Origin of the sequence: Qipengyuania qiaonensis (assembly GCF_019711515.1) — a bacterium.
Taxonomy (GTDB): Bacteria; Pseudomonadota; Alphaproteobacteria; order Sphingomonadales; family Sphingomonadaceae; genus Qipengyuania; species Qipengyuania qiaonensis.
On sequence record NZ_JAIGNO010000003.1, the window covers coordinates 87786 to 106038 of the forward strand.

16 protein-coding genes are annotated in these 18253 nt (G+C 60.1%); 3 read left to right on the plus strand and 13 right to left on the minus strand.

Going from position 1 to position 18253, the window contains the following annotated elements; translation table 11 throughout:
• Positions 1-5: 5 nt before the first annotated feature.
• Positions 6-2777: a DEAD/DEAH box helicase gene (locus tag K3174_RS06075; protein WP_345719597.1), complete on the plus strand. Its 2772-nt coding sequence runs from the start codon at positions 6-8 to the stop codon at positions 2775-2777.
• A gap of 306 nt (positions 2778-3083) precedes the next feature.
• A complete protein-coding gene (locus tag K3174_RS06080; RefSeq protein WP_006832465.1) occupies positions 3084-3719 on the plus strand; it encodes a S24 family peptidase in 636 nt (211 codons plus the stop codon).
• A 10-nt stretch (positions 3720-3729) separates the two neighbouring features.
• On the opposite strand, the gene K3174_RS06085 is transcribed toward K3174_RS06080, so the two are convergent.
• The 5 genes from K3174_RS06085 to K3174_RS06105 all read right to left on the minus strand — a co-directional run bounded on the left by K3174_RS06085 (position 3730) and on the right by K3174_RS06105 (position 11272).
• Positions 3730-4638 (minus strand): HNH endonuclease, encoded by a 909-nt coding sequence (locus tag K3174_RS06085; RefSeq protein WP_221556819.1) that lies wholly within the window; start codon positions 4636-4638, stop codon positions 3730-3732.
• Between the two features lie 72 nt (positions 4639-4710).
• On the minus strand, positions 4711-7626 hold the full coding sequence (gene mobF / locus K3174_RS06090) for a MobF family relaxase (RefSeq protein ID WP_221556821.1): 2916 nt from the start codon (positions 7624-7626) through the stop codon (positions 4711-4713).
• A gap of 59 nt (positions 7627-7685) precedes the next feature.
• Positions 7686-9998 (minus strand): type IV secretion system DNA-binding domain-containing protein, encoded by a 2313-nt coding sequence (locus tag K3174_RS06095; protein WP_221556822.1) that lies wholly within the window; start codon positions 9996-9998, stop codon positions 7686-7688.
• On the minus strand, positions 9988-10320 hold the full coding sequence (locus tag K3174_RS06100; RefSeq protein ID WP_221556824.1) for a hypothetical protein: 333 nt from the start codon (positions 10318-10320) through the stop codon (positions 9988-9990). The genes K3174_RS06095 and K3174_RS06100 overlap by 11 nt, the downstream gene beginning before the upstream one ends.
• 730 nt (positions 10321-11050) lie before the next feature.
• Positions 11051-11272, minus strand: a complete 222-nt coding sequence (locus tag K3174_RS06105; RefSeq protein ID WP_034921513.1) for a hypothetical protein — start codon at positions 11270-11272, stop codon at positions 11051-11053.
• Positions 11273-11616: 344 nt separating this feature from the next.
• Here K3174_RS06105 and K3174_RS06110 point away from each other — a divergent pair, with 344 nt between their 5' ends.
• Positions 11617-11883, plus strand: coding sequence for a DUF6437 family protein (locus K3174_RS06110; RefSeq protein ID WP_221556826.1), 267 nt, complete (start codon positions 11617-11619; stop codon positions 11881-11883).
• A gap of 67 nt (positions 11884-11950) precedes the next feature.
• Here the strand turns inward: K3174_RS06110 and K3174_RS06115 are convergent, their stop codons facing one another.
• From K3174_RS06115 to K3174_RS06150, 8 genes are all read right to left on the minus strand, one after another.
• Complete coding sequence (locus tag K3174_RS06115; protein WP_221556828.1) at positions 11951-12349, minus strand: single-stranded DNA-binding protein; 399 nt, start codon at positions 12347-12349, stop codon at positions 11951-11953.
• A gap of 270 nt (positions 12350-12619) precedes the next feature.
• Positions 12620-12889: a hypothetical protein gene (locus K3174_RS06120; RefSeq protein WP_221556831.1), complete on the minus strand. Its 270-nt coding sequence runs from the start codon at positions 12887-12889 to the stop codon at positions 12620-12622.
• 70 nt (positions 12890-12959) lie between these two features.
• Positions 12960-13895, minus strand: coding sequence for a DUF2493 domain-containing protein (locus K3174_RS06125; RefSeq protein ID WP_221556841.1), 936 nt, complete (start codon positions 13893-13895; stop codon positions 12960-12962).
• Between the two features lie 219 nt (positions 13896-14114).
• Positions 14115-14555 carry a hypothetical protein gene (locus K3174_RS06130; protein ID WP_221556843.1) on the minus strand — a complete coding sequence of 147 codons (441 nt, stop codon included), beginning with the start codon at positions 14553-14555 and terminating at the stop codon, positions 14115-14117.
• An 11-nt stretch (positions 14556-14566) separates the two neighbouring features.
• A complete protein-coding gene (locus K3174_RS06135; protein WP_221556845.1) occupies positions 14567-15496 on the minus strand; it encodes an ArdC family protein in 930 nt (309 codons plus the stop codon).
• Positions 15497-16422: 926 nt separating this feature from the next.
• Positions 16423-16779: a nuclear transport factor 2-like protein gene (locus K3174_RS06140; protein WP_221556848.1), complete on the minus strand. Its 357-nt coding sequence runs from the start codon at positions 16777-16779 to the stop codon at positions 16423-16425.
• A 57-nt stretch (positions 16780-16836) separates the two neighbouring features.
• On the minus strand, positions 16837-17688 hold the full coding sequence (locus K3174_RS06145; protein ID WP_221556850.1) for an N-acyl homoserine lactonase family protein: 852 nt from the start codon (positions 17686-17688) through the stop codon (positions 16837-16839).
• A 215-nt stretch (positions 17689-17903) separates the two neighbouring features.
• A complete protein-coding gene (locus K3174_RS06150; protein ID WP_221556852.1) occupies positions 17904-18230 on the minus strand; it encodes a hypothetical protein in 327 nt (108 codons plus the stop codon).
• Between the last annotated feature and the right edge of the window lie 23 nt (positions 18231-18253).

Here is an 18253-nt window from a genome sequence, read left to right on the forward strand (position 1 = left end):
GACGCGTGGTTTCATCACCCCAGTTACAGCCCGGCGAACGGATTACGCATCCAGAATTTGGTCAAGGCGTTGTCCTTGACCCTGCTCGTGACGGCTACCTCCGAGCGTTTTTCAGTGTCGGCGAGCGCCGCGTGCCGGTTACTGCAGTACGCCTTGAGCTCTCCCGAACCGAGCGCATTCTTCGGTCGGTTGAAGGAACAGAGGATAGAGCGCGCAAAGCTTGGCTTTCATATGAGGCGCACGTCTTGCCGTTGATGGAGAGTGCGTCAGCGCTGACGTCAGCTCGTATCGACCTCTTGCCGCACCAGGTGGTCCTCACCCACCGGATTGCGACGGCATCACCCCGCAGGTTTCTCATCGCTGATGAAGTTGGGTTGGGCAAAACGATTGAGACCGCGCTGGTTCTAAGAGAGCTTGCCAGTCGGGGAGAACTCAACCGTGCACTAATGGTAGTGCCGGCCGGATTGGTGAACAATTGGCATCGCGAGCTCAACGAGATCTTCAATCTCGACTTTGAGGTTTTCGGGTCTGAGGGCGACATCACCGACCGCAAGACCAACGCATTCGCCAAGCACGACCTGCTGATTGCCAGCATCGACACATTGAAGCGGCCGAACCGGATCAAGCGCCTTCTGGAAGCTCCCCGCTGGGACCTAGTGGTCTTCGACGAAGCCCACCACCTGACGGCCTATCGAACAGGCGGCAAGGTTCGAAAGACAGAGAATTACAAATTGGCGGAGGCATTGAAAGGTCACACTCGAGACCTCCTTCTCCTGTCCGCAACGCCGCATCAGGGCAACCACTTCCAGTTTTGGATGCTCATTCAGCTGCTCAATCCGACCCTGTTTGGCAGTCCAGAGGAGATGGTCGAGCATAGGCACCGGCTGAATACAGTGATGTACCGCCGGACCAAGGCGGACGCCTGCAAACCAGACGGTGAACCGCTGTTCGCCAGGCGCTGGGTCCACACGGAATCCTTCGTAATGCGGGAAGATGAGCGCCGCTTTTACGAGACGTTGCGGGAATATCTGGAGGACGGATTCGACCTGGCCAAGCGCAAGGGAAGCCAGGGGCGAGCCCTGGGCTTCTTGATGGCGATCTTCCAGAAAATCGCTGCTTCGAGCTTCGCCGCCGTTCGTCGGACTCTGAAGCGACGTTTGCTGATGCTGACGCTCAAGGAAGCTCTTCTCCGGGACCGCGAGCTTGATATCGAAGGTCGCGAGCGCCTTTACGACGAGGCTCGCGAACTGATCCATCTTGAGTGGAACCTCGGCCGCGACCCGATTGGGCGCAGCGAGGTTGATCGAGTGATGGCTGACCTGAAGTACCGGCTGGCAAGAAAACTCGACGAGGACGCCTTAGAGATGGCTTCTGATCCATATGGCAGCGAGTTTGCCGCGTCACACGTCGAGGATATCGCCTCATCTGTCGTAGACCTTCACCTGCCGGAAGAGCGGCTGCGCATCGGCGACCTCCTCGAAACGTTCCCGCAATCACGCGAGACGAAGGTCCAAAAACTGCTGGATGGATTGGGAACGTTGTGGCGCCAGAATCCTGGTGAGAAGGTCGTCATCTTTGCGACCTACCTTGGTACCGTCGACTTGATTTCCCGTGAGATCGAGCAGGCCTATCCGGGCCAAGGTGTCGTTGTGCTTCGCGGTGGCGATCACGGCGCTAAGACAGCGGCTGAGCGACGCTTCCGTATGAAAGACGGACCCCGTGTTCTGGTGTGCACCGCCGCCGGGCGTGAAGGGATAAATCTCCAGTTTGCCCGTATCCTGTTCAATTTCGACCTGCCTTGGAACCCAATGGAAATGGAGCAGCGGATCGGGCGCATCCATCGCTACGGCCAAGCGCATACAGCGCAGGTCTACAATCTGGTCCTTTCCGACACCATCGAGGGGCGAATATTCCTGCTCCTGGACGATAAGCTCACAGAGATCGCAAGGACACTGGGCAAAGTCGATGATCAGGGCAATGTCGCCGAGGATCTCCGAGCTCAGATCTTGGGGCAGTTGTCCGAACGCTTGAACTACGATCGGGTCTATCAGGAGGCTCTCTCCGACCCTAGCTTACAGCGAACCACCGTCGAACTTGAGGCGGCACTATCCAATGCGCGAGAGGCTCGGGAGGTTGTGTTCGACCTTTTCCAAGATCTCGATGGTTTCAGCCTAGACGAATATCAGCCATTCTCTGACGTTTCGACCGGCATGGAGCGGATCGTCCAATTCATCGCTTCTTCACTACCCGATCGGAACCAGCGACTGGCAAACATTGATGATCAAACCTACGATTTGACGGCTGCTGATGGATCACGAAAGCTTCGCTTTACAATTGATCGCGATGTCGCGACGAGCCAGGAAGGCTACGAATTGCTCGGTCTGGACCACCCTTTGGTTCAAGAAGAGCTAGGCCGTTGGAGAGGTCTGCCGCCAGAGCAATTGGGCCTGGCCGTTTGCAGTTACGACATTAGCCAGACTCTCCTGTCGTTTTGGATGGTTGAATGCGCAGTTGCGAATGGAGAGCGGCGGACAACTGTTCAGGCGATTGCGGTACAACCAGACGGTGCACGGCTGCCGGCTGTCGAAAGGCAGTCGGCACTTTACCTACAACTACCCGTAACCACACCCGTTTTGACAGCTGAGGAGAGGCTTGATCTCTTTATAAATGTGGTCGAACCCACTTTGCAGCGCGAGCTAAAGCACAAGGGAATGGCGACGGGCGACGGCAGCTATTCTGCGGAGCTGATTGGATACATCGAAATCTGCCCGGCCTAGACAACAAACAGCACAATCTATTTGCGGCATGATTTCAAATAATACTCCACCTTCTCGATAGTCCTTCTACGCGGCCTTCGACCTGCGCGCAGGTCAAGTACGAAGCGCGGATCGCCAACCGCCCGACGACCGAACCGTGTCGCCGACATGTGCGATTCCTTCAAATGACGCTCAATGCGATCCAGCAATTTCATGGCCTTCCTCGACTCACTCATCACTTGTGTTCCTGTTTTGTTCTTAGTAGGAAGGTTCCATCGAGTCTAGGAGATTTCCTTCTCTCCTGAGACCGTCAGAAGGAACGACACGATGGAACATGTCAGAGAGGAGCTCGATCGCCTGATCCAGCAGCGACGGCTCGGATATTCCTCGATCTCGCGGATGATCGGACGAAACTCGTCCTACATTCAGCAGTTCATCAAGCGCGGCTCGCCGCGAAAGCTGGACGATGATGACCGGCGTACGCTTGCCAGCTTCTTCGGGGTCGACGAGCAAGTGCTTGGCGGACCGCCTGCACCCATGCGTGATGGGTTGATCGAAATACCCGTGCTCAATGTCGATGCGTCGGCAGGCTTCGGAGCGATTGCCGAAAGCGAGACTGCCCATACCCGCTTCGGTTTCGACGAACGCTGGCTTGCCAGGCTCACCAGAGCAAAGAGTGCCAGCCTTTCGATCATCCATGTCCTAGGCGACTCCATGGAGCCGACACTCAGCGATGGCGACGAAGTGCTCGTCGATGCGTCGGACCAGGGTTCGCGGCTACGTGACGGCATCTACGTCCTGCGCGCCGACGATGCGCTGGTCGTCAAGCGCGTGACGCTCAAGCCAGGTGGCCGCAAGATCACGATTAGCAGCGATAATTCGGCCTATCCCAGCTGGGATGATGTCGACCGGTCCGAGATTCAGGTGGTCGGCCGTGTCATCTGGTTCGGACGCGCTGTCTGATCCTACCGGATCAGAACCCCGCAAAACGCGCGCGATGCTTGGCAACGAAGTCCGGACGGGGGTGATCCCTCGGATCGACCGGAAGCCTGATCTTCTGTCCTGAAGGCGGGAAGAGCTTCAACAGGTCGGACGGCACCTTGTTGTGCGATACGAGCAGGCAAAGGTTATCGTCGAACGTGATGAGATGTCGGTCGAACAGCCAATGGGCCGTAGCCGAGAGTGCCACGCCGTTGGGTACGACGTCGGGTCCGCCATCGGCGACAGACCAGATATGGGCCGCCTGTGCCTCCGCTTTCCCGCCACCATTGATGATCCGCAATCCCGTTACGGCGCAGGTGCTGTCATAGGCATCGAGAACCTGATTGCGGAAACTGGCCGCCCGGATTTTCTTGTTCACCAGGATCTGCTCGATCCGGCGTTTGCCAAAATCATCGGCCAGCAGCGCGGCGGTCGCATCGTCGATGTACCGCTCGTCGAGCTCGAGCCTGATCCGATTGTCCGGATCGAGTGTCTCGCTCAGGCCCTGATTGACGATGGCGACGAAGTCATCGCCATCGAGCGTGCGCACCGATTTGCCGCGCAGCGTCCTTCCGGCATCGCCAGGACGGGCCATGTCGCGCAGGAAGCGTTCGGCAAAGCGTCCGTCCTTGTCGCGGTAGGAGACTGCATCATCGAAGGGTAGATAGTCTCTGACGCGCGCGTAGTAATGGGTTGGATCAGCCTCATCGGGATCGATCCGCTCAACGAAGGCGGTCGCGATGTAGGCCATCCGGCCGCCCGATACGCGGGTTTCGCGATAAAGGATCCAGTCGTTCTCGAGCTGGCGGGCCTGAGGAAGATATTGCGAGGGGAAATGATACCGCTCGGTGATGAGGTCGTCGTAGCGCGAATTGCCGCTGATCTCGAAAACACCTTTCACCGGCAACGCTCCACAATTCATTCGCACAGGCACCGTGCCTGGTAACGCTGAAATCGTCCAGACTGCCGGTGATCAAATGCCGATTTCGAAAGGCTTTACCCTTTCCTTCGTGAGTTCGGGCTTGTCACTTGCAGGCGAAACGCTGCCAACATCCTTGTCTTGTGAAAGGCCCTTGGCCGCTGCCGTCTTGAGCCTTTGCGTTACTTCGAGGGCCGACGCTTTCTCGCCGCTGTTGGACTTAATAGCCCGGCCGAGTTTCTCGGCATTGTCTGCAATCAGTGTAAGGCCGTCGCGAAGCCGGGTGACCGTGACCAGGAAGGTCTGGCGATTGGCGAGATTGCGTTCGCGGCTGTCCATCACCGCGATCCCGCGATCCGATGTAAGCCCCTGCGCCATATGTGCATTGAGGGCGTAGGCGAGGTCCAAGCGTTTGAGCATGGGGTCACCGCGGCTCAGGCGAAGCTCTTTGCCCGCTGACGTCTCCACCAAGACGCCCTTTGCGTCGATGGCCACGATCCTCGCCTGGTCGGCATTGAAGAGCCCGCGCTTGTGGTCGTTGTCGGTCCAACGGATCTTGTCACCCTCGATGATGGACAGCGATTTGCGGTCGAAGAGCGACAGCCGACTATCGTCTGCGCCTGGACGTAGACGCGCGGGATTGAACTTGCGAAGCCGTCCTTTCCTGTCCTCAAGCACGAGCTGCTTGCGCGCATGATCGATGGTTTTGACGGTGTAGTCGCCCTTGGAGAGTTTCTGGGTGCTGTCGCGCGAGCGAAAGTTGAGGACCATGCCTGGTTGGTAAGTGCGAAGATAGCGCAGCTCCTCGTGTGTCACATTCACCCGCGAATGAACGGTCAGCCGGCCCGATCGTGGGCCGAGCTCGCCATTGGCCTTGAGTCCGCGCTGGACAGCCTCGTTGACCGCAGACCGTAAGGCTCGTCCCGACGCGTAGATCGACGTCCGATCCCGATCCGCCGGGCTGAGCGAAAGCCACTTTTCGGCAGCAACAATCGCACTGTCCCCGCGAACCTCGATGGTTGAGGGAGCAAGAGTCTGGAGCGCATCGTCGATGCGTCCCTCCTGCGCGGCGGCCTGGGCTCGCCGCAGGATGGGATCGCGGCCGCGCAAATTCACATGCATGTTGGCGCGCGCGATCCCGGCCTGCTGTACGAGGTCGAAGGGCTTGCCGGCATCGACGGCGCCTAGCTGTCGCTTGTCGCCGACGAGAACCAGACGATGGACTTCTGCAAGGTTCGCCAGCCGTACCAACTTGGCCTTGTCGTCGTTCGACACCATCGACGCCTCATCGAGCACCAGGACATGGTCTGCGAGCGCGCTCCGAGCCTCGCCAAGCAGGGAGGCATTTCCCGGCTCGTGCAAAAGCCTGCCCCATTGGACGAGAAAGCGGGCGATGGTCATCGAACGTATGCCGGTATCGCGCTCGAGCATCTGGACGAGCGTGTTTTGCACGGCGAGCCCCAGCACCTGCTTGCCTTCCTCGCGGAGCAGCTGGGCGACCGGCTTCATCACGCTGCTTTTGCCCGCCCCGGCTATGCCCTGGATCGCTACGATCCTGTCATGCGACGAAAGGACAAGGCTCGCCGCATTCTCCTGCCCTTCGTTGAGCGAAATTCCGTGGTTGATCGCGGCAACTGCCTGAACCCGTTCTGCGGCGTCCGATCGATCGAGGATGGGCAACACCGCGCCACGTCCCTGGTCGACATTCGCGAGAATGGTGCTTTCAAGGTCTAGCGCCTCGCGGCTCGCCAGCCAGCCTCTATGTTCGCCTTTGCCGGGCTCGAGAGCACCGCTTCTGACGAGTGCGTTCACACGGGTTTCGACGTGGTCCACCGTCGTCGGTAGCCCAAAATCGAGCGCCGCCTTCAGCAATCCCTCACGGGGAAAGGCTGCCTCGCGCTGCGAGAGATGACGCACCGCGGAGGCCACCGCCTGTGCGGCTGCGATGGTCGGTGCATCCTGCGTGAGGACATGGGCAGGGATCAGCGGATCAGCCGGATCGCCCTTGATTCGCTGCGCGAACTCTCTCAGCTTCGCAATCCCGCGCTGAAGGAGGCTTTGCTCTTTCGAGCCTTCGGAGGCCTTCGCCGCTGCACGCATCTGGGATGCGTCAATCAGACCACCGAGATCGAGACCGACCTCTTCGGCTCGCTGTCGCCACGACGAAAGAAGGCCCTCGCGATCGCGCACAGGCTCTTTGCCTTTGCGTGTTTCCAGCGTTGCGACAATCCCTGCCTCAAGTCCGCTCCCGCGCCTGGCTGCGAGGACTTCTTCGCGCCGCGTTGAAAAGGCCATCACCTGCTCGCGGGCAATGCCCGCTGCTTCGAAGTTGCCATGCTTTCCAACCGGCCCGGCCTCGAAGCCCATTTTCTCGACCGCCAGACGAAAGCGCGCCATGGTCATCGAGTTGAGCAGGGTGTTAAACGACCAAAGTTTGTCGTTGCGAAGCGCGCGCCACTTCCCGTCGCTGCCTTGCGTGACGTTCGCTACGACCGCGTGAAAATGCAGGTTTGGTTCCTGGTTGCGGTTGGTGTCGTGCTGGAAGAGACCGATCGTCAGGTTATCTGTCGCGACCTTCCCGTAACCAGCCTGACTACCCATCCGGGTCTGCGCAGCGTTCTTTTCTGCCCAGCGCAAGGTCTCGATGACGGCCTCGCGATAGGCATCGATGATCCGCTGGTCTCCGCCCACCAGCGCGAGCAGCGACCAGCTTTTCGGGAGTGAAAATGTGAGATCGGTTCCCGGCCTGTGGGCCTGGCCCGCGTTGCCGACCTGGATACCGCCGGGAAGCTCTCCCCGCAGCAAGGCATCGAATTGCTCGGCGCTGACGCGGCCCTCAAGGCCAAGTCGTTCCGCTCCCTTCCCGACCCAGGTTCCGGAACGATCGGCATCGGCGCCGGTGTAGTAATTGTCTGCCGCGAAATAGCTCGCAGCAGCCGAAGGGGAGCGCACATTGGCGACGGAAAGCATCCAGTTTGGTCCTCGTCACGGCTCCCCTCGCGGCCGAGTAATCCCTCCCCATTTGCCTTTCACAAGTCGGGCTCGAACTCGCCGAAATCCTTCTCCGGAGGATCTGCGACCGCACCTTCACGCAGGTCTTTCTCGACCGGCGTGAGAGATTGGTGCCCACTGGTCACCGCGCGAGCTTGGGGCGTCGAACCGCCCTTTCCAGCTGCGTCATCGCCGGCGGTTCCTGGTTCGGACGGATGCTGTTCCCCGCCCATTGCTGGTGCATCCTCACCGGTTTGCACGGCGGCGAGAGGTAGCGTTGGACCTGCATCCAGATGCGTATCGGACCGGGTTTCGGCACCGAGATTAGCAGCAGCGCGCCCTGCGTTCAGCTTTTCAAACGGCACAGGCTCCTGACGATCCTGCAGTTCATCGGGGACACGGCGCTGCCCCTCCAGGTTGAGTTTGAGCTGCTTAGTATCGACAGGCTTACCGGCACCGTCGTCGTTCGAGGCGGGATGTTCGTCATTCGGTTTCGAACCCGGTTTTGCTTGGGGCGCCATTGCCGCCGGACCCTGGCCAGGCTTTATGAGCGGTTTCTCGAGGGAAATGAATCCCTCGGCAATACGGCCACGCGTGCGCGGAATGAGCGAGACCGGCGCAGCGGGAAATCCGTCAGGAAACTTGATGTAGGCAGACAACCGCGGAAGGTTCATGAACTGGTCGGGCAGGAGCAACGGCTCGATCTGCCGCCTGGGCGTCAGGCTGACTGCATCGCGCGCATTGTTGTACCCGTAGCTATAGCCTTCTTCCATGTCGCGCACCTGCCGGTGACCGATGAAATCGGAGCACCAGGTCGCTGTCTCTCGATCGGCCGTCGCCAGGATGAGCTTGGTGCGCGCAAGCGAGGACAATGTCATGGCCATGTTCTCACCGTAGACTTCCTTGAGCTTGGCAAACGCATGCACCCCGGTGACGATCGCACCGCCAAAATTGCGCGCGGTTTGCAGCCCCTTTTCAAGCGCCGGTAGGCGGTGAAGGGCGCCGAGCTCGTCGATCAGGAACCACATCCGCAGGTCCTGTGTGCGCTCGAGCGTCATCAGCGTATTCATCGCCGTGTCGAGCCATAGCGTGAGCAACTGAGAAGAGATGCTCATGTCGACATAGCGGGCAGAGAGGAACAGGATCGAGCCCGCCTGGCAGTCGCCTTTGACCCAGTCGCGGACCGAAAAGCGCGGTCCGGATGAGGGCAAGAGCTTGAGCACTTTCGCATTCGCATTGAACACCGCGCGGATCGATTCCGCCATGCGGGCCGCTTCCGGGGCGGTCAGCGGATCAGCCATCGTTCCTCGCATCAGCTTATGCACTTCGGACAGGTCAGCGGTCATCAGCCGCCGCGCCAAAGCCTCGTTGGTTGCAGTGCCGGTACGGGCAAGATGGAGACACATCTCGACGAACAGCATGCGTGCCGCGAGCACCCAGAACTGTTCTGAACCACCCCCGTCATGGGGCACGAGCGCTTCAGCGGCAGCATGAAACTCGGCTTCCGTCGTGCAGTCGTTGAACACGCTCCATAGTGGACACCGAACATCGACAGGATTGAGAATGATGTCGCGCGCGGGATCGTAGAAGGCCTCAATGAAAGCCCCTGTGAGGTCGAAAATTACCGCGCGCTGGCCGCGTTCACGCGCTTCGGCAACAAGTTCGGTGAGCGCCACGGTCTTGCCGGTTCCGGTTGTCCCGATAAGCATTGCGTGGCTCTGTTCGAGCCGCCACGGCCAGCTTACACCGGCTAGATGTGCGGGTTGGTAGTGGCCCGCTTCAGCGAGCGCCGACGAGCTCGCAAGCCGCCACTTCCAGCCGAACTTGCGTCCCAGTTCCTCGGCCCGGAATGCCTTGTTGTGACGCTCGATTTCTTCTTCGAGTTCGTCGAGCGAAACCAGCATCGCGCCGCGCTCGTGCTTGCGCTCCTTTGATCGACCGCCAAAGCGCTCGGCGAACCACCAGAAGAACACGAAGGCCGGGATCAGCAGTACCGCTGAGACCAGCAATCCCTGCTTCACTGCCGTACGAAACGCCTCGACCGCCTCGCGCATCGGCGGGAACTCGCGAACGATGCCAAACGGGAGGCCGACCCTTTCGCCGTCAAGCAATTCAAGGTTGACCAGTTTGGCCGGATCGAACTCCATGAAGGCATAGAGACTGGCGTAGATATGCATCCAGACCAGGTAGATCTGGTGATCACTCAGAGCCGACCGCACTTCCCAATAGCAGGTGCCGACCGCTACTAGGCCGGTGACAATCAAGGGGCCCTTCAGGCCAGCTGCAAACATGAAACCAAAGTGGCCGAGCAACTGGCTCCCGCGGGTGAAGTTCAAAAGATTATGCTTCATGGGATTGGCCTCCCATGTCTGCGTTGACGGGGAGGCCAAGACGCTCGAGGCGTCGCCGGTACGCCTCGTGAGTACGGTCGCGCAAACTCGCGTCAGAATGGCTGGCCAGAAGCGCATCGAGCGCCACCGATATGAAGATTGCCTGGCGCGCGGGATCGAGCCCCGCGGGCCGGTCCTTCGCCTCGTTATCGCGCTGCCACGCTGCGACAATGAGGTCACGGATAAAGACGCTGACACTGACGCCATGGTCCGCGGCACACTGGCGAACCCAGTTACCAACGGAGAGAGATACGAATGTCTGAAGCCGATCTTGTCGGGTCATGAAACAGGTTCCTTGTCGGGCCGACGGAACCTGGCTCACCTTGCGGAAGGTGCTGATGAGAATAAATCGTGAACAACTCGCAGTCAATCGAAATATTCAGACGATATTTCAGAGTGATAGATGGATGTGAGTTGTCAGCGGATCGGCGCAAAGCCGCTCTACTCGCAGACGGGTTGATTTCGCCCAAAACCACATTCTTCAGCAATAACAGAGAGGTAAATCCCGAAATCGCGGGGTACGGTGTGCTCCTTTGTTCCCAAATGCGCGAGGTGGTCCAGGCAATAAGGGGGATTGATCAAGGACGACTTTTCTCGATCTCCATGTTGGAGCGCGAGCAACCAAGCCTGGCAGCTCACAGCATGCAGATAGAAAGCAGTTGGACGCCTCCAGCCGAAGACAGCACCTGCGAAAGAGGCAGCGGCCAAGGGCGCGTGGGAAGCAAGGCAAGCGGGACCTGTCGCGTGCCCAAGCTTCCCGCCGCGCGACCCGTTGCCGGTTCGCAAGTGCGCGCGGGGCCCAAGAACAAATTACGCCGCACCCTCAGGAGCGCATCGCAAGATGCGCGGGACAGAGTGCGTCCACAGCCCCGCTCCACTTATCGGGTGCCGCCGCAGTGCGGTGAGCGGCCGTCAGAGCAACCGACCGAACCGGGTTTTTGTGCTTGATTGGACTACCCGGCGAACAAGAAAAAGGGCAGGAACCGTTCCCGGTTCCCGCCCTGTCGGTAGTCTCAAAACTCGTCGAGCATGCCGCCGTGGACCGTGTGGACCACCCGCGCTGCGAGATGTGCTGGCAAGATGTTGTAGTCACCCTCGTCGAGGGCAAAGTACCCGAGTTCGTCATCCTCGATAACGTGCTGATCGAAGAAGCTGTGAAGCGCTCTCTTCTCGGCTGTTTCCAGAGCCTCGAAGTAGCTCCGGGACGCAACGGCGCAATGCATTGAATAGGCCATGATAATCCTCCTGATTTCTGTCGTGAGACGACAGGAGGTGCGCGCGATGGTCTTGTGCATCCCGGGTCAGGGATCGCCCGAATGGGCGACCGCGATAGCGGCGGCGGGGGTAACGATTTTGTTCGCTGCCGGATCCAATCCGGTGGCGGGCAAAATGGTGGGGCCCCGCCGTCCTTGAGGCGGGAGGCGCAAGGCCATCATGCTGGGAGAACCGTGAGCCAGAACCCACCACCGCCGCCCAGATCAAACATCTGCTGGGTGCGAATTGCCTTTCCTACACCCCGGGAACGCGGGCATGGAAACAACCGGGGAGCAGATCCGAGGGGGACAAAAGGACAAGAAACATGCCCCGAAACAGGAGCGCGATTGCAGCCCTGCAAAAGCTCGAAGCGGACCGCGAGGCGCTCGACGCCAAACAACGCGAACTCGAAGTGCAAGCGGCCAGAGAACTCGGCGAAATCATCCTGGGAAGCGGCCTCGAAAACTTCTCGAAGAAGGGCCTGAGGAAGGTTGCCGAAGAACTCGGGAAACTCGGCGAGGATGCCGCGATCGAGAAACTGACGGGGCGCGGTGCAACCCGTGCTTCGAATGCAGCGCCGGGAACCCAGTAACCACAGAAGAAGAGGCCCTGCCGCTTGCGGCAGAGCCTCTTCGTAAGGGGGACGACCGGGATCGATGTCAATCGATCTCGGGAGCTTCGGTGTTGTCGTTCTCGTCACCCGAGCCGTTGCCGCGGGAGAGGAAGTCGACCTTGTCGGCGAGGATCTCGGTGCCGTAGCGCGTGACCCCGTCCTTGTCTTCCCACTGGGTGTAGTGGATGCGGCCCTGGACCGAAACCAGCTGGCCCTTGGAGCAGTATTGGCCGACGGTCTTGGCGAGGCCATTGAAGCAAGTCACCCGGTGGAACTCGCTTTCCTTGGCGGTGTAGCCGTTCTCGTCCTTGTAGGTCTTGCCGTCCTTGTCGCGTGCGGGTCGATCGGTGACGACGGTGATCCCGGTGACATTGGTGCCGCTCTTGGTCTCGCGGGTGTCGGGATCGCGGGCAATGCGGCCGGTGAGGATTGCGATATTGGTCATGATAGTAGTCCTTCAGTTCCTCAAACCGAAGACCATCTCCGGCTTGCGAACATCCAGAAGAAGCAGGGCATGGGAGGACTGCACCGCAGGAGCGAAGCTCCAAGGGAAACCTGTTCATGACGGGTGGTGCGGGCAGGCGCGCGAAGCGCGACAACACGGCCGGAAAGGAACGGGTTGCTGTCCTCAGCTGACCTGGTTCAGGACTGTTCGCGAAGAAAGCCGGATGGGTATCGGGTGCAGATCTGAAGGTGCCGTGACCGGCGCTTGCAATCAGGCTTCGCCTTCGCCTTCCGATGCCGCCAGCAGATCCATGAAGTTGCGCGCGGCCTCCCGGTCTTCCTCGCTTTCGAACGCCACATCGAGATCGGGGGCGGACCCGAACATATGCAGGAACGACCACAGTGCAAAGCGCTTGCCCCGGTCCTTCTCAAGGCCGAGATCGACCCGGCAATGCTCAATGCCGGCTGCAAAGGTGTCGGGAGGAACCCCGGAGAGGTCGGTGGTGGCAAAGTAGCGCTGCAGCATATCGTCAAGTTGCATGACCGGTTCATAGTCGGGTCGGCGCCGAATGCACATCCAGGGAATTCAGATGAAGATGATGAAGGGCCCCTCAGGACCCAGGAGAGGTGCCCAAGAGGCCGCGACGATCGACCACGGTGATCCGGCGCGTCTTAGCATCGATCACCAGTCGTTCGGTGACGCCATTGCCCGGAAAGGCGACGACGTAACGTGGATTGAGCGAAAGCATCTGCTCGTTGCGCTTGAACCCGCCGCGGGCACCAAGCCGACGATCGAGCGAATAGGTCAGCTGCTGGACTTCGCGGCGTTCGGCCCAGCTGGCGGCCAGGCGATCGGCACCCTTGCCGTCGCCGCCATGGACCAGGAAGAGATCGGGAACCGCATCGCGCACCTTGTCCAGCGTCGCCCAGATATTGTCGGCAAAACGCTTCGCATCCTCGGCGCTTTCGAAGCTCTGGCGACCACCGGCGAAGACGACAGGAGTGCCTTCCGGGATCAGGGCATTACGCCGGTTCTCAGCGCGTGCCCGGAGGAAATCGCGGGCATCGATCACGGCCGAGGTAAGGTTTCGCGAATGGCTGGTCCGCGAGCCGGAAACAGGCTTCCACGAGGAACCGGTCTCGTCGCGATAGAGTGCTGCCGCCGCCTCACGCATCTGCTCGAAGGCCAGCATGCTCGCTTCGGCAGCCTGCGCGCGCTCAACCTGCTCTTCAAGATTGCTCGAATGCACTTCGGAGCCATCGGCTGATGCGAGGAGGACCCGGATCTCGTCGCTTGCCCGGTCAAGCTGAGCCGACTTGCGGCTGGCAGCACGGTGAAAGAGATTGACCATGCCCCAGGCAATATCCTCGGCATCTGCTTCCAGGGCCGTGTCGGAAAACATCGTGAAGAGGTCGGACCATACGGCGCCAAGCGTCTGTTCGATCGCATCCTCGCAAGGAAAGTCGGTCTCGTTGAATGGGGCGGGCCTGATGCTGAGGCCTGAAAGGTCGAGGCCGCTCAATTGATCGATGAAGCTGTCGTACATGGGGTGTCTCCTGATCGCGGGGACAAGGAGAGGAGGCACCATTGCCTCGGGCCTGTCCGCCGGAGCCCGATCAGGGCCGGGTCAAGGGGCGTGACGCACCGTGTAGCGGGAAACCTGCGGCCCTAGGCTGGCGCGGGCAACACGGGCCGACGGGTCGCAGGTTGCGGCGCGCCCCGACCGGCCCAAGGGCCTCTCCCGGCGGACTGGGACGAGGCAGGATCAGGCCCCGGTTGTACAAGCGGATCGGGAGCGCTCGAAGATCGCTTCGCCATTCGAGAACCGCCCGACCAGGCGCAGCTCACCGAACAGGTCGATGAAGCGTCCCGACACCTGGGCAAGCCAGTGCCGTGCCCTCGGCACTCGCGGGTTGTAGAGATCGGCTTCCCAGTAGCGAGCGTCATCGCGCTCGGCGAGCCAGATCGCGGCGAGCCCGCAATAGGTCGATATGCCGCAATCGGCGAAGGCATTGCGCAGGAGGATGCGATCCTCGCGGCCGCGCCATCCATCGAAGCGCTGAAAGGAAGGAAAGGTCGCCTTCATAGTATCGATGACCTCTTCGACGAGGCACTCATAAGCCCAGTCGGTGTCGTCCTCTTCACCGTCATCAAGCAGGTGAAAGGCCACCACGGAGCCGGTCGGATAGCTGACAGAACGTCCCATCTTACTCCTCCTCAGGCTGCATCTGCAATATCGATGTCGTTCTCGCTTTCGTTGGATTGGTATCCGCCCAGTTCGAGCAGCAAGCTGGCCGCTTCCTCAGCCTTGGCCGCAGCGGTGAGGATCGCGCGCTCGTCCGATTTGAGGATCTTGAGCCAGGACGCGATGTAGCTGGCGTGATGGTCGAGATGGGTAACGGGAAGACCCAGTTCTGCCCCGAGAATGGCCGAGGAAAGCTCGGCGATCAGTTCCTCGGCAGCATAGGCGTCGCTGCCGAAGCGGTTCTTGAGATCGCGGTCGAGCCGCGAGGAATGCCCCGTCCAGTGCGACAGCTCGTGCGCGAGCGTCGCGTAATAGTGGTCATAAGCTTCGAATAGCTCGGCTGGCGGCATGGTGACGCGGTCGCGCAGCGGCTCGTAATAGGCCTGGGCGCCATGATGGCGCAGGTCTGCGCCAATCTCTGCGAAAAAGGCATCAAGCCGCTCTTCGCGACCTTCGGGCTCCAGCGCGGCAACGAGTGGCTTGGGATGATAGAACTCGGGGAGGCCATCGCACTGGTCAGCGTTGAACACGGCGTAGGCCTTGAGCACGCGCCGGTTCTCGGTGTCGGCCTCGCCTTCGACGTTCTCGACCTCCTTGGTGTAGCTCTTGTAGAAGATCGCGATGGTCGATTTCTCACCCTTGCAGACCTGTCCGCCGAGTGCCTGGCACTGGCGGTACGTCATCCAGTAAGGCGAGGCATAGCCACAGCCATCGGCTACCATCCACAACCAGAAGGTGTTCATGCCGCGATAGGGCGTCCCGCAAGAGCGCAAGGGCCGCGAAACCGGAACACCGCGCCACGGCTTGACCCAGGGCTTTGTCCCTTGCTCGAGCTTTTCGATAATGGCGGCGGTGATGCGCTGAGCGGGCGACATTGAATTAGTACGGCGGGACTTTGTCATGGGAGGTCTCCTGATCGCCGGGACGGACATGCCCCGGCTCAGGAAGAGCAAAGCTCCCTCTTCTCTCCTTCAATGATGACCGTGATGCGCCCCAATGTCGGACATTTGGCTAGCAGTTACGTCATCCCAAATGCTGCCGTTTCGGCTGCGTTGGAGATGCGTCAGCCATTAGCCATCCGCCTTCGGCGCCCGCCGGGTGAGATCGATGACCACCACTTCGATCGCTGATACGCCGGGATAATCATTGGCGATGCTGACCCAGTATCGTTTCAGAGCATCGGCAAGTACATCGAGCGATACCAGTTTCCCATCGATTCACCACTGCTTGGCCGCCGCCCGGCCTTGCCAGATTAGCAGCATGATGCCGCATTCCGCGCCGTCCTCGCGCAGACAATCGCCCACCAGCTGGTTGCGCAGCCCCTCGCATAGCTTCGGGCCGCTCTAGCCTCCATCGAGTACCTTAAGTTCGATCGGTACCGGGGCCGGCACGTCGTTGTTCAGGAGCCAGATGTCGGGCCGCTGAAGGTTGGGAAACTCGTTCTCTTGTGCACAGCGGAAGAGCTCTTTGCCACGCCGGTTGAGCTCTCCGGCGACCAGATTGCGAAGGCGACAATTATCCCGATCGTCTAAGTGCGGTTGTTCGCAAGCTTGCAGCGGGCTCGGGCAACGACGAATGCACCCGGTTCGTCACGGCGCTCGGCGAGCGGATGTATCATGCGCGCCGTCTGGAATTCGGGATAGTACCTGAGGCAGGCTCCACGCTTGCCTTGCTCGAGGAATGCATCTCGGCGGATCCGAAAAGCCAACGTGATGCAGTTCAACGGTCTCATGAACAATCATGCGGAGGCAACTAGGATTTTCGAATGTCGCAGCGGGGCGTAGGAACGGCCGCGAACGGCGAGATGCGTTTCCCGAACGCGCTGTGTTCATGTGTAACTCTTTATCGCTGCAACACAGGCGGCTTTCGCGCTGGTAAATTCGATTACGTGGCAAAATCGTCGACGATGACCGTTCGCCAGGATGATCTCGCCGCTCGCGGCACCCACCTTTCCGTGCGATACCGCATGATCGACGGTAACCGACTGGGGCACCGGTTGATCGGCGAGTGACTTCATCAGAGTTTCGCGACCCGAAACGGCTTCGCTGTCGGTTGGCTGCCAGACGACGTCGTCGTCGATCAGATCCGGCGCGATATCGCCGACGGCCAGGCCGATTGCGATGTCCTGAACCGCCTTGTTCTTGGGAGAGTTGCCGCAGTCCTTGCTGCCCTGAATTTCAGTCATCGCGGTTCCGCTCAATCATTCGGCGTGCGCTTCGATATTTCAGGCTCGAGCATCTGCTCAATCGCTCGGGGCAGGAAAGGTCGCCAGCTTGTCTAAATCGTTCGGGTCATGCCCGACAATGATTTCTGCACCCAGGTTCTCGGCTGTCTTCTGCATCCGGTCCATCGAGGCAAGGCTGTCGGCGCGGTCCGCATTCCAGACCGGAATATTGGAATGGTCCCACTGCTCCTGCAGGTGAACGATGTCGCCGCTCAGCAGAACCGGTCCCTTCTCGGCCAGTTTAACGAGAAGCGCGTAGGACCCGGGTGAATGCCCGGGCATGGACAGCATCCTAACGGTGCCGTCGCCGAACACGTCGAGGTCGCCGACGATTGTCTGGACTTCTCCGTCGCCCTTCAACCAGTGGTCGAACAGCGGCGGTTCGGCTCCGAGCGGCGGTTTCGGCTGTTGGAGAGCGGCCCAGTCCGCGGCCCCGATGATCAGTTTCGCTTTCGGGAAGGAAGCAAGCTGTCCGGCGTGATCGAAGTGATAGTGGCTGACTGCGACCGAAACTATGTCATCAGGTTCGAGACCGATGACAGCCAGCTGATCGACGAGGCTCGATGCAAGGGTGTAGCTTTGGGGCCTGTCGTTGAGCTTGCGGCCCAGAAGGCTCGTCTCGAGACCCGCGTCGAACAGCAGATAATCGGTGCCGTGTCGGATGAGATAGCAGCTTACCTCCATCCGGCGTGCCTCTCCGTCGAAGTGACCGGTATCCGACAGCGGAGACGCATCGTTCATCTGGATCACGCCGCAGTCGAGGCGCCAAAGCTGCAATTCTGCTGACGGTTGGTCCTGTGCCGAGGCGGCTACCGAGAATATTGAGGCAGCGCATGCTCCAGCAAAAGCCATGATGCGAAGCAATTTCATTGAAATGTCCCTTCTTGCTCAGCTTCGAGCTGTATCGAACTGAACAGTAGCAAAGCGCGATCGATAGCCTTTTGGACATATAACGACAAGGTGATAAGTTGCCGATCGGTCAGCCGGAAATTCGGTGCCGGTCCGACATCGTCTATTTCTGGGAACCTCGCCGGTCGAGAAACGAGAAGGGCGTTGGAACCGGTCAGGTGACCGCGTAGGGGAGCTTATCGATCTTCCTCTCCGCGACATTTCATTCTTGCAGTGCGCATACCGAGATAGGTGGGGTCAGGACCGAGGCGTTCGATTTCTTCATCCATACATTTCTGGTGCCTCGTCCGCGTGTCCCTGTTCCCTTCCTCAAGCCACCTGCGGTATTCTATGAGCTCGAGCCGTTCGAAATACGGCAGTTGGGCGAGCTGCTTGGTGCCGCGCAGCAGGTCTTGATAGTTCCGATCGGCCCGCTGCCAATCGAACCGCTCGTCCTGCGCGGCGGCCGGGGCGCTGATCGCCAGTATTGCTGCAAGCGCAGACAGTATGATCGACGGTCTCATGATCTCGCTCCCCGACATGCAAC

Coding starts and splice junctions, on each gene's coding strand:
- K3174_RS06130 (WP_221556843.1), bottom strand. CDS start 14,555: ATGGGACGTTCTGTCAGCTATCCGACCGGCTCCGTGGTGGCCTTTCAC.
- K3174_RS06110 (WP_221556826.1), top strand. CDS start 11,617: ATGCCCCGAAACAGGAGCGCGATTGCAGCCCTGCAAAAGCTCGAAGCG.
- K3174_RS06080 (WP_006832465.1), top strand. CDS start 3,084: ATGGAACATGTCAGAGAGGAGCTCGATCGCCTGATCCAGCAGCGACGG.
- K3174_RS06145 (WP_221556850.1), bottom strand. CDS start 17,688: ATGAAATTGCTTCGCATCATGGCTTTTGCTGGAGCATGCGCTGCCTCA.
- K3174_RS06140 (WP_221556848.1), bottom strand. CDS start 16,779: ATGACTGAAATTCAGGGCAGCAAGGACTGCGGCAACTCTCCCAAGAAC.
- K3174_RS06105 (WP_034921513.1), bottom strand. CDS start 11,272: ATGGCCTATTCAATGCATTGCGCCGTTGCGTCCCGGAGCTACTTCGAG.
- K3174_RS06115 (WP_221556828.1), bottom strand. CDS start 12,349: ATGACCAATATCGCAATCCTCACCGGCCGCATTGCCCGCGATCCCGAC.
- K3174_RS06100 (WP_221556824.1), bottom strand. CDS start 10,320: ATGACCCGACAAGATCGGCTTCAGACATTCGTATCTCTCTCCGTTGGT.
- mobF (WP_221556821.1), bottom strand. CDS start 7,626: ATGCTTTCCGTCGCCAATGTGCGCTCCCCTTCGGCTGCTGCGAGCTAT.
- K3174_RS06135 (WP_221556845.1), bottom strand. CDS start 15,496: ATGACAAAGTCCCGCCGTACTAATTCAATGTCGCCCGCTCAGCGCATC.
- K3174_RS06150 (WP_221556852.1), bottom strand. CDS start 18,230: ATGAGACCGTCGATCATACTGTCTGCGCTTGCAGCAATACTGGCGATC.
- K3174_RS06125 (WP_221556841.1), bottom strand. CDS start 13,895: ATGTACGACAGCTTCATCGATCAATTGAGCGGCCTCGACCTTTCAGGC.
- K3174_RS06095 (WP_221556822.1), bottom strand. CDS start 9,998: ATGAAGCATAATCTTTTGAACTTCACCCGCGGGAGCCAGTTGCTCGGC.
- K3174_RS06120 (WP_221556831.1), bottom strand. CDS start 12,889: ATGCAACTTGACGATATGCTGCAGCGCTACTTTGCCACCACCGACCTC.